The 15,447-nt window shown below is 33.3% G+C and carries 16 protein-coding genes; 7 read left to right on the top strand and 9 right to left on the bottom strand.

Annotation, left to right across the window (positions count from 1 at the left end; genetic code table 11):
* Positions 1-46: 46 nt before the first annotated feature.
* From NJT12_RS16505 to ahcY, 5 genes are all read right to left on the bottom strand, one after another.
* Positions 47-682 carry a hypothetical protein gene (locus tag NJT12_RS16505; RefSeq protein ID WP_271337032.1) on the bottom strand — a complete coding sequence of 212 codons (636 nt, stop codon included), beginning with the start codon at positions 680-682 and terminating at the stop codon, positions 47-49.
* A gap of 2 nt (positions 683-684) precedes the next feature.
* Positions 685-969, bottom strand: coding sequence for a hypothetical protein (locus NJT12_RS16500; RefSeq protein WP_271337031.1), 285 nt, complete (start codon positions 967-969; stop codon positions 685-687).
* Positions 970-1,001: 32 nt separating this feature from the next.
* Positions 1,002-1,553 (bottom strand): hypothetical protein, encoded by a 552-nt coding sequence (locus tag NJT12_RS16495; RefSeq protein WP_271337030.1) that lies wholly within the window; start codon positions 1,551-1,553, stop codon positions 1,002-1,004.
* Between the two features lie 245 nt (positions 1,554-1,798).
* Positions 1,799-4,117, bottom strand: a complete 2,319-nt coding sequence (locus NJT12_RS16490; RefSeq protein WP_271337029.1) for a patatin-like phospholipase family protein — start codon at positions 4,115-4,117, stop codon at positions 1,799-1,801.
* A gap of 225 nt (positions 4,118-4,342) precedes the next feature.
* The gene (gene ahcY / locus NJT12_RS16485) at positions 4,343-5,659 is read right to left on the bottom strand and encodes an adenosylhomocysteinase (protein ID WP_271337028.1); all 1,317 of its coding nucleotides are present in this window, start codon (positions 5,657-5,659) and stop codon (positions 4,343-4,345) included.
* 321 nt (positions 5,660-5,980) lie between these two features.
* Between ahcY and NJT12_RS16480 the strand changes: the two genes are divergently transcribed.
* Positions 5,981-6,640: a 4'-phosphopantetheinyl transferase family protein gene (locus NJT12_RS16480; protein WP_271337027.1), complete on the top strand. Its 660-nt coding sequence runs from the start codon at positions 5,981-5,983 to the stop codon at positions 6,638-6,640.
* A gap of 172 nt (positions 6,641-6,812) precedes the next feature.
* On the opposite strand, the gene NJT12_RS16475 is transcribed toward NJT12_RS16480, so the two are convergent.
* The 3 genes from NJT12_RS16475 to NJT12_RS16465 form a co-directional block, all read right to left on the bottom strand.
* A complete protein-coding gene (locus NJT12_RS16475) occupies positions 6,813-7,220 on the bottom strand; it encodes a group III truncated hemoglobin (RefSeq protein WP_271337026.1) in 408 nt (135 codons plus the stop codon).
* Positions 7,217-7,504 carry a hypothetical protein gene (locus tag NJT12_RS16470; RefSeq protein WP_133523218.1) on the bottom strand — a complete coding sequence of 96 codons (288 nt, stop codon included), beginning with the start codon at positions 7,502-7,504 and terminating at the stop codon, positions 7,217-7,219. The genes NJT12_RS16475 and NJT12_RS16470 overlap by 4 nt, the downstream gene beginning before the upstream one ends.
* An 80-nt stretch (positions 7,505-7,584) precedes the next feature.
* Positions 7,585-8,181, bottom strand: a complete 597-nt coding sequence (locus NJT12_RS16465) for a Crp/Fnr family transcriptional regulator (RefSeq protein WP_271337025.1) — start codon at positions 8,179-8,181, stop codon at positions 7,585-7,587.
* Positions 8,182-8,293: 112 nt separating this feature from the next.
* On the opposite strand from NJT12_RS16465, the gene pnuC reads away from it, so the two are divergent.
* From pnuC to NJT12_RS16445, 4 genes are all read left to right on the top strand, one after another.
* Positions 8,294-8,917, top strand: a complete 624-nt coding sequence (pnuC, locus tag NJT12_RS16460; RefSeq protein WP_271337024.1) for a nicotinamide riboside transporter PnuC — start codon at positions 8,294-8,296, stop codon at positions 8,915-8,917.
* Entirely contained in the window at positions 8,878-10,992 is a 2,115-nt protein-coding gene (locus NJT12_RS16455) for a DUF4301 family protein (RefSeq protein ID WP_271337023.1), read from the top strand. Before pnuC ends, NJT12_RS16455 begins: the two co-directional genes overlap by 40 nt.
* The gene (arfB, locus tag NJT12_RS16450) at positions 10,992-11,396 is read left to right on the top strand and encodes an alternative ribosome rescue aminoacyl-tRNA hydrolase ArfB (RefSeq protein WP_271337022.1); all 405 of its coding nucleotides are present in this window, start codon (positions 10,992-10,994) and stop codon (positions 11,394-11,396) included. The genes NJT12_RS16455 and arfB overlap by 1 nt, the downstream gene beginning before the upstream one ends.
* 258 nt (positions 11,397-11,654) lie before the next feature.
* Complete coding sequence (locus NJT12_RS16445) at positions 11,655-13,817, top strand: TonB-dependent receptor (RefSeq protein WP_271337021.1); 2,163 nt, start codon at positions 11,655-11,657, stop codon at positions 13,815-13,817.
* Between the two features lie 54 nt (positions 13,818-13,871).
* On the opposite strand, the gene NJT12_RS16440 is transcribed toward NJT12_RS16445, so the two are convergent.
* On the bottom strand, positions 13,872-14,285 hold the full coding sequence (locus NJT12_RS16440; protein WP_271337020.1) for a Rieske (2Fe-2S) protein: 414 nt from the start codon (positions 14,283-14,285) through the stop codon (positions 13,872-13,874).
* Positions 14,286-14,440: 155 nt separating this feature from the next.
* Between NJT12_RS16440 and greA the strand changes: the two genes are divergently transcribed.
* Both greA and NJT12_RS16430 read left to right on the top strand, forming a co-directional pair.
* Complete coding sequence (gene greA, locus NJT12_RS16435) at positions 14,441-14,917, top strand: transcription elongation factor GreA (protein ID WP_039111852.1); 477 nt, start codon at positions 14,441-14,443, stop codon at positions 14,915-14,917.
* A gap of 68 nt (positions 14,918-14,985) precedes the next feature.
* The gene (locus tag NJT12_RS16430) at positions 14,986-15,372 is read left to right on the top strand and encodes an HIT family protein (RefSeq protein WP_271337019.1); all 387 of its coding nucleotides are present in this window, start codon (positions 14,986-14,988) and stop codon (positions 15,370-15,372) included.
* Positions 15,373-15,447: the final 75 nt, after the last annotated feature.

The raw sequence follows: 15,447 nt of genomic DNA, 5'->3' as shown, positions 1-15,447 counted from the left end.
TTTAATTTTTCTTTGCTTACCAAGACATTTATTACTTAAAAGAATTTTATTTAAAATCGTATTCATAATCTATTTCCTTTAAATCGTCTTCCAGCAATTGCCAATCTTCAATTTCGTCAACAATAGATAATACCATTTCTTTTGTCAAGATTTGACCTTGATAAATTTTGGTAACAGTTTCTAACGGAATTCCGGTTTCCTTATAAGAATCTTCAAAATATTCGGTTGCCCAGTCAATATAAGTTTGTGGGGTGTTGTCAAAAACAGAAAGCAATTCTTCTGAATTGTCATTATAATCTTCGATTATTCCGGTTTCCCAATTTCCCGTTTGATTTGTCCACAAACAAAATGTAGTACCGAAAGAAGCAACAGGTTCACCAAAAATAAAATCATTATAAATTTCAGGTAAGTTTTTAGTCAGGTCACTTTTTTGATTGTGTTGAAATTCGTGAGCAAAACCATTTATTACACAATTGTTTTCAAGAAATAGAATATTCATTAAATCTCCGGATCCATACCTCATTTCGCAATATTCTTCACCTTCTCCCCATTTAGAGTTGTACGAATAATATCGATATTCCCATTCGGGACAAATAATAGCATCTAGAACTGAGATTGCTTTACAGATGCTTTGTAATGAATTTCTATTGGGTAATGATGTAAAGTTTTTTGTAGAAATCATATTTATCTTAGATGAATCTCTGGTTCATTGTTTTTTGCTTCTTCAAAACAATCTGAACATAATATTTTAAAATCGGCATTAGCCTGAAAAACGTCAGTCCATTCTTCTCCGTTATCCAATAACCATTGCTCGCATGCGCCACACCAGGCAATTTCAGGAAGATCTTCTTCGGCTTCTGAATAAAAAAAGCCAACTTTTTCTTTTTTGTCTATTGCCATTGCAATATGAATGCAGGCAAAAGACATATCTTTTGAACCATGTAGGTCACATAAAATTTTTTCGATCATATTTTTATTGTGTGAATTATAGAAAGAGATTTTTATTTTTTCTTGTCTTGCTTTTCTTGTTGTTTTTTTGCTTTTTCCTCTTCCTTTAATCTTTTTTCCTCTTCTTTTAATTTCTTCTCTTCTTCGTGTTGTTTCTCTAATTCTGCTTTTTTGATTTTATCGGCTAGTATCTGGTTTTGCAAATCCTGAATTTTATTCGAACTTTTTTCAATAGCTGTTTTAGATTTACTTATTTTTTCTTCAGACTTTGCAACTTCTTTTTTAGCTTTTTCAATATCTCTTATAATGTCAGAATTATTGTTTTGTGAGTTAATTTCAAGACTTTTTAATTCATCGTTTTTTGTCGTTAAGTCAGCTTCTTTTTGTTTTATTTTTTCCTGAATTTTTTTGAATTTTTTTTCTTCCTTGGCTAATTTGGATTCTTTTGTTTCGATGTTGTTCATCATGCTTGCCATCATACGTTGTTGTTGCTGTTGTTGCAAAAACATTTGATTTTGTTGTCGCACCATTGAATTTGATGCTTGCATTTGCCTTTGCAGACTAGATTGAGCATTAGTAAAAAAAGGCAACAATATTATTAACATTAAAAATAGGCGTGTTCTCATAATTAGGTTTTAGATATTGGGAATTTGAATTTCAAAAGTAAAACTTAAACTTAAGAAACATATATAATATCTGATTAAAATGATGTTATTGGTTTGCGCTAGTACGAGGCATAGGAGCCAATGTCATTAAGTCAGGAGATTTTAGATTGAAGATTAACAATCAAAGATTTCTGATTTGGCGTGATGAATAACTAAATTTGTCGATTTTTTGAGGCTTATCGTTTTTAAGGATTCAATGAGAATCCGACACTAAAAAATAATCTCACTTTGTCTATATTATTAATCCAGGAAGTATCAAAATGAATTGGGCCTAAAATGGACTGATAAGAAATAGCGGCTCCTCCGGATAATACAAGGCTTGGTTCAATGTTATTGTCCCACTTTCCTTTAGGACTAAATGCATCCTTAATGTATTCGTCAAAAGCGTCAAAACCTACAGTTGCAATATTAAAATGAGGAGTCATATATATTTTTCCCATAAGATTTATTTGAGAGGCAAGATTTAAGCCTATATATTGTGTAACATTGAGTTCGTCTTCTTTCAGGCCGGGAAAAGAAAAACGATTACTGCCAGAACTCGGTATAATTCCTCCTAAGAAATATTTTGAAGCATACCCAAGTTCCGAAAATGAGATTTGACTGTCCTTAAGTCTGTCCTGAAAAATAAAATAAGAATCAAAACCAATGATTCCTGTAATCTTCTTATTTATGAGCGCTCTTTTTTCAAAACTAAAACCAAGTTTTGTATATCCATTAGTTGCGCCTGAGGTAGTTGTTTTATCTGGATCATTAAAAGAAGTGTAGACATCTGATAACAATGATCGGGTTACATTTGCCTTTATAATTGTTCCATGTTCAGCAAAGAAAACTTTATCCATATTATTATATGAATAATGCATGTTTACCTCTATGCTGTTTAAAGAGTAATCCTTGATATTGATTGAGTTAGGATTGTATTCTCTGTTGTATTTAGGCTTTAAATTGGTGTAGTGATAATTTAAGCCATAACCAAAATAACTTTTAAGGGAATTTATGTTTCTATTGATTTCATTATTGAACTCAAAAGAGTTATAAAGAATGTTATCTGAGGCTTTGCCATTGATATAAATTTCTTGCCTTAAAAAAGCCCCGTACATTTCAGATGCCCACCACCAGTCTCTGTTTTTTCCAAAATTTTTCTGAAAATTAATTCTTGCTTTTGGCTGCTCTGCAATATCTATTGTTGCAAGAAGCCGGGATGCTCTGGCAAGAACATTTCTGGCGGTATAATTAAAAATGATTCCAACACCTCTGTAAGTATCGTAATGTAATGATGTGTTGAGTTGGTTTTTGGCGCGCTCATATCCAATTATTGTTACCCCAAGTTTGTCGCCATCTTTGATGAAAAAACTGTGCGAGATCTCGTCAAAAAGATTCGTACCCATGGCTCTGTTAATGCCCGCTATTAAATCTTTGGTGGTATATTTTATATTTGTTTTAAGATTTATTCTTCCCAATACCAGAGCAAGATTTTCCGGACTGATTCTTTTGTAAACAATTGTGTCAAGAGTAAAATCTCCGGGTATGTTAGGCAATCGATGAGTTCGTTGCTTAAATCCTTTCAATTGTTCTGATAATGCGATTAAAGCCGGAAGGTTTTCTGTTGTGGCAATTTTACCGTCTTTGTAGATTTCTTCGCTATCTGCAAAATCAGCAGTAGAAAAACGCAAGTTTGGCAAATGATCGACCAAGATCGTGCAGAGTTTTCGGTTTTCAGGATTTTTGATATTACTAGGAAACATACTGGTTTGCGTCAATATAGTCACAAGATTGTTCAGTTTATCTATTGGTTCCAATCCGCCCCCAACATCACTGCCAATGATAATATCCGCGCCCATTTGTTTGGCAACATCTGTAGGGAAATTATTCATAACACCGCCATCAACCAATACTGTTTTTTCGTAGGCCATGGGCTTGAAAATAGCGGGCAACGACATACTCGCTCTCATGGCATAAGCAAGACTGCCTTTGCTTAAAATGACCTCTTTTCCTTCAGACAAATCGGTAGCCATGGCTCTAAATGGTATTGGCAGGCTGTCAAAATCTTTAATATTGTATACAGGATAAGTTAATTCAGAAAGAAGTTCTCTTAAATTTTGATCATTCAAAAGAGAGCCAACGCTGTTTAGTTTTTTGTCCTTAACACCTATTCCGACTAAGTATCTCTGAAATTCTCTTTTTTCTTCTACACTGGCAGATTTTAATGATTGACCTCCGCCAAGCAATTTATCCCAGATAATGTTTTTGGTTAATTTTTCGATGCTATCACCAGAATATCCCATCGCATACAAGCCACCTATAATACTGCCCATACTATTGCCAACAATAAGATCAGGAACAATGTGCAAAGAATCTAGTTTTTGTAAAAGCGGAATATGTGCAATTCCTTTCGCCCCGCCGCCACTTAAAACTAAAACGACTTTGGGTTTCTTTTCCTGAGAAAAAATAATTTGCGGGAGGCTAAATAAAAACAAGAAGAGGAACAAATAAGATGTTTTTTTCAAGATTACAAGGTTTATGTGTTTGATAAATAGGGACTTGTTTTTATTTTTAAAATTAAGAACTTATTTTTTAAAAATATATTTTTTTGTAAGAAATGTGTTTATTTGTAAAAATAAACGATTTGTTGATTCTGGACAAGACAGAGTTGAAATAAAAAACCCTCACATTTCTGCAAGGGTTTCTATAAATCTAAAATCTTAGATCGTTTATCTACAATCTAAAATAGATTAGTATCTGTAATACTCTGGTTTGAATGGACCTTCAACCGGAACACCAATATAAGCAGCCTGATCGTCACGTAAAGTTTCCAATTCAACTCCTAATTTAGCAAGGTGCAAAGCAGCAACTTTTTCATCTAAATGTTTAGGTAACATATAAACGTCATTGTTGTAAGCCGCACTGTTTTTCCATAATTCGATTTGAGCAAGAGTTTGGTTGGTAAATGAGTTACTCATTACAAAACTTGGGTGACCTGTAGCACAACCAAGGTTTACCAAACGACCTTCAGCAAGAATGATGATGTCTTTTCCAGCGATAGTATATTTGTCAACTTGTGGTTTGATTTCGATTTTAGATGCACCGTGAGTTTTGTTCAACCAAGCCATATCAATTTCGTTATCAAAGTGCCCAATGTTACAAACAACAGTTTTGTCTTTCATTTGTTCGAAATGAGATCCAAGAACGATATCTTTATTTCCTGTAGTTGTAATGATGATATCAGCATTAGCAACAACAGTGTTTAATTTTTTAACTTCATAACCGTCCATTGCAGCTTGTAAAGCACAAATTGGGTCAATTTCAGTAACTGTTACAATAGATCCTGCACCTCTGAAAGAAGCAGCGGTTCCTTTTCCAACATCACCGTATCCACAAACGATAACTCTTTTTCCAGCTAACATTAAGTCAGTTGCACGACGAACAGCATCTACAGCAGATTCTTTACAACCGTATTTGTTATCAAATTTAGATTTAGTAACAGAGTCATTAATGTTGATTGCAGGCATTGGCAAAGTTCCGGCTTTTACTCTTTCGTAAAGTCTGTGAACTCCAGTTGTAGTTTCTTCAGACAATCCTTTGATTCCAGGAACCAATTCCGGGAAACGATCAATAACCATGTTTGTTAAATCTCCACCATCATCTAAGATCATGTTCAATGGTTTTCTGTCTTCACCAAAGAATAAAGTTTGCTCAATACACCAGTCAAATGATTGCTCATCAAGACCTTTCCATGCATAAACCTGAATTCCTGCAGCAGCAATAGCAGCAGCAGCCTGATCCTGAGTAGAGAAAATGTTACAAGAAGACCAAGTAACCTCTGCACCAAGAGCGATTAAAGTTTCGATCAAAACTGCAGTCTGGATAGTCATGTGCAAACATCCTGCGATACGAGCACCTGCAAGAGGTTGTTCGTCTTTATATTCAGCGCGAAGAGCCATTAAACCTGGCATTTCAGCTTCAGCTAATTCAATTTCTTTTCTTCCCCAAGCCGCTAGAGAGATGTCTTTTACTTTGAAAGCCACAAAAGGCGTAGTTGTAGTACTCATTTATAGTATATTTGTAATTGTAAAATTTTTGCAAATTTACGGAATAGGTTTTTAATTCTGACTACTTTCCATAAGATTTGTGAAATGTTTAATTTCTTAATCTTTTGAACTTTAGCTAAATAATTTACTTATTATAAGATGATATTAAAAGTTAGGAGCTATTTCCTGCTGTCCGCTATATCTTTTCCTTCCGCTGCCGCGGAAGAAAAAGGATGCCGCTCCCATCAGGGCTAGAAACACCAGACGTTAAATAAGAAGTTCAGTTTTCAAATCCGGAAAATAATTCATAACTTAAAACTCATAATTCATAATTAAAAAAGAATGCCTTTATTTCAAACCATACAATTCAACGCAACTACCAAAATCTTAGTTTGGCACATAACAGAATCATTTGAGGAGTTATTGGGCAAAGTAGTGTTAAAAGAAAAAACGCAGCAAAGACTTAACGGAATGAAGTCTCAAATGCACCAGCGTGCTTTTTTGAGCGTTCGTATGTTGATACAGGAAATGGGTTTTACAGACCACGAAATGCATTATGACGAATTTGGGAAACCTTATTTTAATTGTCACAATCATATTTCGATTACACATTCCCACGATTTTGCAGCAATTATAATTAGTGACGAAACCGTAGGAATCGACATGGAATTGCAACGTGAGAAAATCTTAAGAATCGCTGATAAATTTGTAGATACTGAAAATAGTTATCTCAATACTCAAAACACAACCAATTATATTAAGGAGCTTACTGTAATTTGGGGAGCAAAAGAAGCGATCTTTAAAATCAGAAACGAAAAAGGAATCAGTTTCAAGGATCATATCAGAGTAAATGCTTTTTCGTTAGATAAAAATCAAACAGAAGCAAGTTTGCATTTTAATGATTTGGTAGTAGATTTTGATGTGCATTACAAAGAGATTAAATCAGATACTTCAGGACAGGACTTTACTTTAGTGTATGCTTTTGAAAAACAGGTTTTTTAAATCCCAATAAATAAATTCCAAATTACTCGACGAGTTAGGTAAAACACAATCTTGTCATTTCGATCGAAGGGAGAAATCACACGTGTAATTCTGTACCTAAATTTACTAATCTTTGTCGAATTTCTAGTGTGATTTCTCCTTGCGTCGAAATGACAAACAGTTTGTTAATGTTTTATTCCGTTGAGGCTTCCGCGATCTTCTTTCTGTGTTCAAACATACTCATAAACAAAAAAGTTCCCATTTTTCTGGCACGACGTTTTAGCGTTTCTACATTCTCACCTTCAAAATGTTCGTTAAGAGTCTGGAACCAATAGTTCAGCCATATCCCAAATTCGTTAGAGGTAATTTTGCTCTCAAAATGAGCATCAACTTCATTGTGTACCGCATGCGGATTGCCTTTGTATTTTTTTACTGCAAATAGATTAGTTTCCCAAAAATCAGTCAGCTTTTCAAGATGGGCATCCCAATCCTTAATCATGGTATTAAAATAAAAGCCAATTTCTTCATCGGCTCTTATTTTAGCATAAAACTGATGGACTAAAAATGAGATATCAGCTCTGTTTTCTATTTGTTTTCTCATAGTACAAAACTATTCAGAAATATAAGTAAAACACTTAATAAAGCACTTAAAATAATAAGGTTAAAAACCACTTTGTGTTTCATCTGTGCTAAAATTGAAGTGTTGGCAAAAACACAAGCCAATACGATAATTGCCAATTGAATCATTTGTCCAATAGAGGTTCCATGAGAAAGGATATACATTGCAGCGGCGCCACCTAAACAGCTTTGACCAATAACAGCCATTGCTGCAGAACCCATATAGTTTTTATTGAAATTTTCGAATGTTGTTTGATAAAGTGTCATAATATTTGTTTTTAGAGTAACAAAGGTACAAGCACTTTAGAGCTCCTATTTATGATTAAAATCATAAAACAAGAACTTTTTTATCGGTATACTTTTCTGTTTATAATTTTAAGAACACCCTTTTTTTCTAAAGATTTAATCGTTCTGATCACCGTTTCAACACGTAAACCCGTTAAGTCTCCAATTTGTTGTCTGGTAAAATTGATGAGGTAACCGTTTTCCTCTTTTTTAAAATTAAAATAAGCAATTCCGTGGTCAATTAATTTTAAAACCCGATGCTCCGGTTCTTGCGTAGACATTTCGGCGGCCATAACTGATTTATAATACAATCGCTGCGCTAAATTCTCTATTATCTTAATGCTGACTTTTGGATTTTCTTCCAGCAATTTCATGAACTTATTTTTGGGCAATAAAAGAACCTCTGAATTTTCAACAGCAATAGCATTGGCCGGATAATTTTGATTTAAGAATAATGGTGGTTCACCAAAAGACTGGTCTTTATAAAAAATACCCTGAATAAATTCACGGCCATCATCATTATAATTACTCATTTTGATTTCGCCGGAAATAATTTGGTAATAGTGCGTTGGAAGATTGCCTTCTTCAAAAATAATCTCACTTTTATCGAAAGATTTTTTCAGGGCTCCATATTTTTCCAACACCTCAATTGCAATCATAATTTGGTTTTAGCGTTAGTACAAATATAATTTATTCAAAATAGTTCTTCGGGATTAAAAAACTTTTACTTTTACGGCCACTATAAGAACAAACCAAAAACGACGAAATCCAATGATAGATTTTTTTCTTGAAAGTTACAAAAATGCTCCTTTATGGCATATTGCTTTAGAGTTCTTAGTTTTTGTTTGTGGAATTTTGAGTGTCTGGTTTGCTAAAAAAGAAAATATTTGGGTATATCCAACAGGTTTAATTGCCACGGTAATATCTGTTTATCTATTATATATTGCGGGTTATATTGGTGATATGATTATTAATGGATACTTCTCGATTATGAGTATTTACGGTTGGTATATGTGGTCAAAAGGAGGAGCTCTAGAAGATAATTTACCGATTACGAGAACTAATTTTAATGAAAAAATAATCGGAATTTTACTGTTCTTTGTAACCGTTTTTGTAGTTTTCGGAATTTATAAATATTTTGATTACGAGATCCACAAAGACAATTATGTAGACATGATTTCGTCAGGAATATTTTTTGCAGGAATGTGGTACATGGCCAAGAAAAAAATCGAAAACTGGACACTTTGGATTATTGGCGATATTATTGTAGTGCCTCTTTATGCGTATCGCGGCTTAGGGATGTTGTCGCTACAATATTTAATTTTTACAATTTTGGCTATTTCAGCTTATTTAGAATGGAGAAAAATCTTAGACAGCAAAAAACAGCTATCATAAAAATTGCTTTGTTTGGTCCTGAAAGTACAGGAAAAACGACATTGGCAAAACAACTTGCAGAATATTATGTGACGGAATGGGTTCCTGAATTTGCACGTGATTATTTGCAGGAAAAATGGGAAGAGAATCAGCATATTTGTGTTGCTGATGATATGATGCCTATTGCCTATGGTCAGGTTGCATTAGAAAACAGAAAACTTGCTTCAGCAAAAAAATATTTGTTTTCTGATACTAATTTAATGGTTACCAAAGTTTTTTCTGAGATGTATTATGGTTTCTGTGATCCACTTTTAAACGAAGCCGCACTAGAACATGATTACGATTTGTTTTTCCTTACAGATATAGATGTTCCTTGGGAAAAAGACGATATCAGAGATACTTCGGATGGCAGGGAAACTGTTTTTTCAGTTTTTAAACAATCTTTAATTGATGCAAAAAAGCCATTTATAACACTTTCAGGTAATAAAGAAAGCCGTTTGGCAAAAGCGACAGCAATTATCGATAATTTGTCGATTGCAAAACAGCATGGTATTTCGTCAGCTGATTTTGTTCAGATATACAATCATGGAATTCCTTATGATAAAATAGTGAGTCAGTTAGAAATTTTTAAAAACGGAATTGCAAAAGCTAATTTAATAAGTCCGGCAACTATTAATAACGGAATTTTGAGTTTGTCAGAAGCTGAATTCAAAGAAAAGGCTCATTTTTTTGATCTTCAGAAAGAGAAACTTAAACTAAAAAAGTTTGTGCCGGCCTCTGGTGCAGCAAGTAGAATGTTTAAGTTTTTAACTGCTTTTCTGAAGGATTTCGACATTGAAAAAGAAACAATAAACGCTTATATCAATAGAAAAAAAGACAGCAATCTGTCTATTTTTATCGTAGCGCTCGATAAATTTCCGTTTTTTGAAAGTATAGATAAAAAGCTTAGAGAAATTTATCCCGATTTTGAAACTTTAGACAGAGATTATAAAAACTATTATTTTATAAAAACTTTATTGTCACCAGATTATTTTGATTTTGCAAATAAGCCAAAAGCAGTATTGCCATTTCATAAATATAAAACACATATAGCAAACCCAATCGAAGAACATTTGAATGAATGTGTGCATTATGCAACATCAAATCAAGTTTCTAATTTGCATTTTACAGTCTCAGAAGCACATCAGAGTCTATTTGAAAATGAAGTTGAGGTACTTAAGAAAAAAGTAGAAAAAGCATCAGGGAGTCAGATAAATATTAGTTATTCCTATCAAAATAAAAGTACAGATTCTATTTCTGTAGATGAAAAAAACAAACCAATTAGAGATAAAAATAATAATTTGGTATTTAGGCCCGGAGGTCATGGAGCGCTAATTGAGAATTTGAAAGAACTCGATTCAGATATTATTTTTATAAAAAATATAGACAATGTAATTCAAAATCATATTGATAAAATCGAGTTATATAAAAAAGCTTTAGCAGGAGTTTTGCTTGAAGTACAGCAACAGGTTTTTAGTTATTTGAATGCTATTGAAAAGCAGGAAATAAAAGAAAAAAATATCGAAGAAATTGTTGCTTTTTTAATGCAGAAGCTCAACATTGAATTAAATAGTGATTTTAATAAGTTTACTGTTGAAAACAAAATCAGTAAGATAAAAGAATTGTTAGACAGACCAATCAGGGTTTGCGGAATGGTAAAAAATGAAGGGGAACCCGGGGGAGGCCCATTTTGGGTAAGGAATTCTAAAGGCGGAGTTTCCTTGCAGATAGTAGAAACTTCCCAGGTCGATTTATCAAATAAAAAGCAGCAGGACATTTTAGCCGAAGCAACCCATTTTAATCCGGTTGATTTGGTTTGCGGTATTAAAAATTATAAAAATGAGAAGTTTGATTTACTGCAATTTGTAGATCAGAAAGCAGGTTTTATAGTGGAGAAAAGTGTTGACGGAGAAATAGTAAAAAGCTATGAATTGCCTGGATTATGGAATGGTGCAATGGCAAATTGGTTAACCATTTTTGTGGCAGTACCATTGATTACTTTTAATCCGGTGAAAACAGTAAACGATTTATTAAAAGCAGCACATCAACCACAATAATGGATATCGAAAAAATCATATCAGAGCTAAGTTTTAAAGCCGTTAGAAGTAGTGGTGCAGGCGGACAAAACGTAAACAAGGTTTCGTCAAAAGTAGTCTTGACTTTTGATCTAAATACTTCGCAAGCTTTATCTGAAGAAGAAAAATTGCTTTTGCTAACTAATATTGCATCGCGTTTGACAACGGAAAATATCCTTATCTTAAATTGTGATGAAGACAGGAGCCAGCTAAAAAACAAAGATATTGTCATAAAGCGTTTTCTGGAAATAATCAAAAAAGGATTATTTGTTCCTAAAGTCCGTAAAGCAACTAAGATTCCCAAATCAGTTATCAAAAAACGAATCAAAGACAAAAAGAATATTTCTGATAGAAAACAATCTCGTAAGAAACCTGATTTAAGTTAAAGTTCTAATTATAAGGTATTTAGAATGAAGTTTTGGAATTTTGAATTTAATTTTTGGAATTTGTTTTTTAACACTACATTTGCACTGTCTCAAAGGGGTGCTCTAAATAACGAGCTGAGATCATACCCAACGAACCTGAGCGAGTAATGTCGCTAAGGGAAATAAACGACAATTTTAGCGTGCACACTATATTTTGTCGTGAAACATTTATTAATTTAACAAAGAATAATTCCCCCTTTTATTCGTAATTCTTTACGAATGAAAACTATTATTAAAGGTACTGAGGTACTAAGTTGCAAAGGTTCTAAGGTTCAAAAAATGGACAGAACCAAATCTATTTTCTTTATTCTATTTTCTTTCCTCTATTCTCTTTCTTCTATTTCACAGGAACAAGATTCAACCAAAGTCAATAAACTTGATGATGTGTTAGTTTCAGCAGTTCGTGTTACTGCAAAAACTCCGGTTACATTTAGTAATATGGATAAAAAAGAAATTAAATTTAGAAATCTCGGACAGGATATCCCTGTTCTAATGAATTATTTACCATCTGTTGTTACTACTTCTGATGCGGGAGGCGGAATAGGGTATACCGGGATCAGAGTTCGTGGTAGTGATGCTACAAGAGTAAACGTAACGATCAACGGAATTCCTTATAACGATTCTGAAAGTCAGGGAACATTTTGGGTAAATATGCCGGATTTTGCCTCATCTGTAGAAAGTCTGCAGTTACAGCGCGGTGTAGGAACTTCGACAAATGGTTCCGGAGCGTTTGGTGCGAGTTTAAATATGCTTACAGATAGTTATGCTTCAAAACCAACAGGAGAAATTTCCAGTTCTTATGGTAGTTTCAATTCAAATAAAAATACGGTAAAATTCAGTACAGGTTTATTAAACGATCATTTTGAGTTGGCAGGACGTTTGTCTACCATTAAGTCTGATGGTTATGTAGATCGCGCCAGTTCAGACCTGAAATCCTATTTTCTGCAAGGAACTTATGTTGGAAAAACTACCTTAATTAAAGCCTTGGTTTTTGGCGGAACACAAAAAACATATCAATCCTGGAACGGAATTGATGCTGAAAAACTAAATTCAGATCGTACTTATAATTCTGCAGGAGAATATACAGACGAAGCAGGAAATATTCGTTATTATGATAATGAAACGGATAATTATGATCAGAACCATTATCAGTTGCATTGGAGCGAATCATTTTCTGATAAATGGAGCACAAATTTAGCCCTTCATTATACAAAAGGAAAAGGTTACTTTGAAAACTACAAAGAAGATGCTGTTATGTCTGAGTACAATTTAGCTCCGGTTGGAACTATTTCAGAAACAGATTTAATTCGTCAGAAATGGTTAGACAATGATTTCTACGGAACGACTTTTTCAGTAAAGTATAAAGACGAAAAACTAGACGTTATCTTAGGCGGAGGCTGGAATAAATACGAAGGCGATCATTACGGAAAAGTAATCTGGGCCAGATATGCTTCTCAGTCTGAATTAGGAGATCATTATTACGATGATTATTCGACAAAAACAGATGGAAATATTTTTGCAAAAGCAAATTATCAGTTTACTGAAAAATTAAGTTTTTACGGTGATTTGCAATACAGAAGAGTACAATATAAAGCCAATAGTAAAGAAACAGGAATAGTTGATGATACATTCAATTTCTTTAATCCAAAAGCAGGTTTAAATTACGAAATCAATCAAAAGAACACACTTTACTTTTCTTACGCACGTGCTAATCGTGAACCTAACAGAACCGATTATGAAGGCGGAAATGTGAAACCTGAAAAATTAAATGATTTTGAATTAGGCTGGAGATTCAATTCAGAGAAATTTCAATTGAATTCTAATTTCTACTATATGGGCTATAAAGATCAGTTGATTTTAACCGGAAGATTAGATGATGTTGGAGCTCCAATACGTGCTAATACTGAAAAAAGTTACCGTTTAGGATTTGAAGTTGATGCGACAATAAAACTTTCTGAAAAATTCCTTCTTAGACCAAACTTCACTTTAAGCAGTAATAAAAATGTTGATCTTGCTGTCGAAGGACAATACTACGGAACAACGGATATTGCTTATTCGCCAAATGTTATTGCCGGAAATATTATTGTGTATAGTCCAATGGAGAATTTTCATATTTCTTTATTACAAAAATATGTTGGAGAACAATACATGAACAATATCGAATTGCCTGCAGCTAAACTAGCAGATTACTTTGTAAACGATTTGAATATATCTTACGAAATAAAACCAAAATCTATTTTTAAATCAATTATGATTACCGGTTTAGTAAATAATATTCTGGATAAAAAATATGTTTCAAACGGAGCAATGTGGGATATTTATCCGTCCTATTATCCGCAGGCAGGAATTAATTTCCTGGCAGGATTGACTTTGAAGTTTTAAGGATATGTGATATAAAAAAAGCCTGAAAATTAAATTTTTCAGGCTTTTTTTATATTAATTATAAACGTGAATCACGGTTCCGCTTACTTCGACACGATATTGTTTCAATGGATATTCCTTACCTCCAAGTCCGGTAAACAAGCTATATTCTGATTTGTCGCAAGAACATAAAGCATTTATTCCGTTTATTGTCATTGCAACGCATGAATTTACGGCTTGATTAGGACACGCAGCATCAAAGGCATTATAACCACTTCCGGCATTAAAAATAATAATTCCTTTTGCACCATAATTAGGAATTATAATACCATTGCTCACAAACTTAAGATTAGAGTAAGCAGGTAGATTCATATCAATTGATAAGTTAACCGGATAACTGGGTATGTTAGGATTTTTGTTGCTTAAGTTATTATCGCTACAAGAGAAAAGCACAGAAATAAACAGGGTTAAGAGCCAGAATTTTTTCATTATTTTAATAAGAATTAGTGAAACAAAAATAATTTATTTAGATTTGATTTTTATATGATTAACATATAATTATGTACTATTAAAAATAATAGTATATTTGTAATACAAAATCCCGTCCCGATGGGATTTTTTGTATTTATATAAACGACGAAGTTATGAGTAAAGTATCTTATTATACAGCAGAAGGATTAAAAAAATTAAAAGATGAGTTGGAGCATTTAAAAAGTGTAATGCGACCAAAGGCATCTCAAGATATAGCAGAAGCAAGAGACAAAGGTGATTTATCTGAAAACGCCGAATATGATGCAGCAAAAGAAGCACAAGGTTTATTAGAAATGAGAATTTCTAAAATGGAAGAAGTGTATTCTAATGCAAGATTAATAGACGAATCACAACTTGATGTTTCGAAAGCATTGGTACTCTCTAATGTGAAAATTAAGAACCAAAGCAACGGAATGGAAATGAAGTACACGCTTGTTGCGGAAAGTGAAGCCGATTTGAAAACGGGAAAAATCTCTGTAACTTCTCCTATTGGAAAAGGTTTACTAGGGAAATCTGTTGGAGAAGTAGCAGAAATCACAGTTCCAAACGGAGTTTTGAAATTTGAAATATTAGAAATTACAAGAGACTAAATAGTTTAACCGTCTATTTGTTTAATTGGTTAACCGATTAAACGATTTACCAAATTAACGATTACGCAATGAGCATATTTACCAAAATAGTAAACGGAGAAATTCCTGCATATAAAATTGCTGAAGACGATAATTATTTGGCTTTTTTAGATGTAAACCCAAATGCTAAAGGACATACGCTGTGCATTCCAAAACAAGAAATCGATAAGATTTTTGATATGGATGATGAGTTGTATTTAGGATTAATGAAGTTTTCTAAGAAAATTGCAATTGCTATAGAGAAAACCGTTCCTTGCAAAAGAGTAGGTATGGCAGTTGTAGGATTAGAAGTTCCCCATGCGCACGTTCATTTGATTCCGTTAAACGAAATGGATGAAATGCGTTTTCATAATAAAGTATCACTTTCTAAAGAAGAATTTGAAGCTTTGGCTAAAAGTATTCAGGCAAATTTGTAAGTGTAAGATTTTTGTTTTGACGGATGTCAGGCTGAGCGAAGTCGAAGCCAAGTCCTGATTGAACATAAAGGGTTT

The organism is Flavobacterium azizsancarii, from assembly GCF_027980145.1.
In the GTDB taxonomy this organism is placed as follows: domain Bacteria; phylum Bacteroidota; class Bacteroidia; order Flavobacteriales; family Flavobacteriaceae; genus Flavobacterium; species Flavobacterium azizsancarii.
This window is presented reverse-complemented; position numbering and strand designations above follow the sequence as displayed.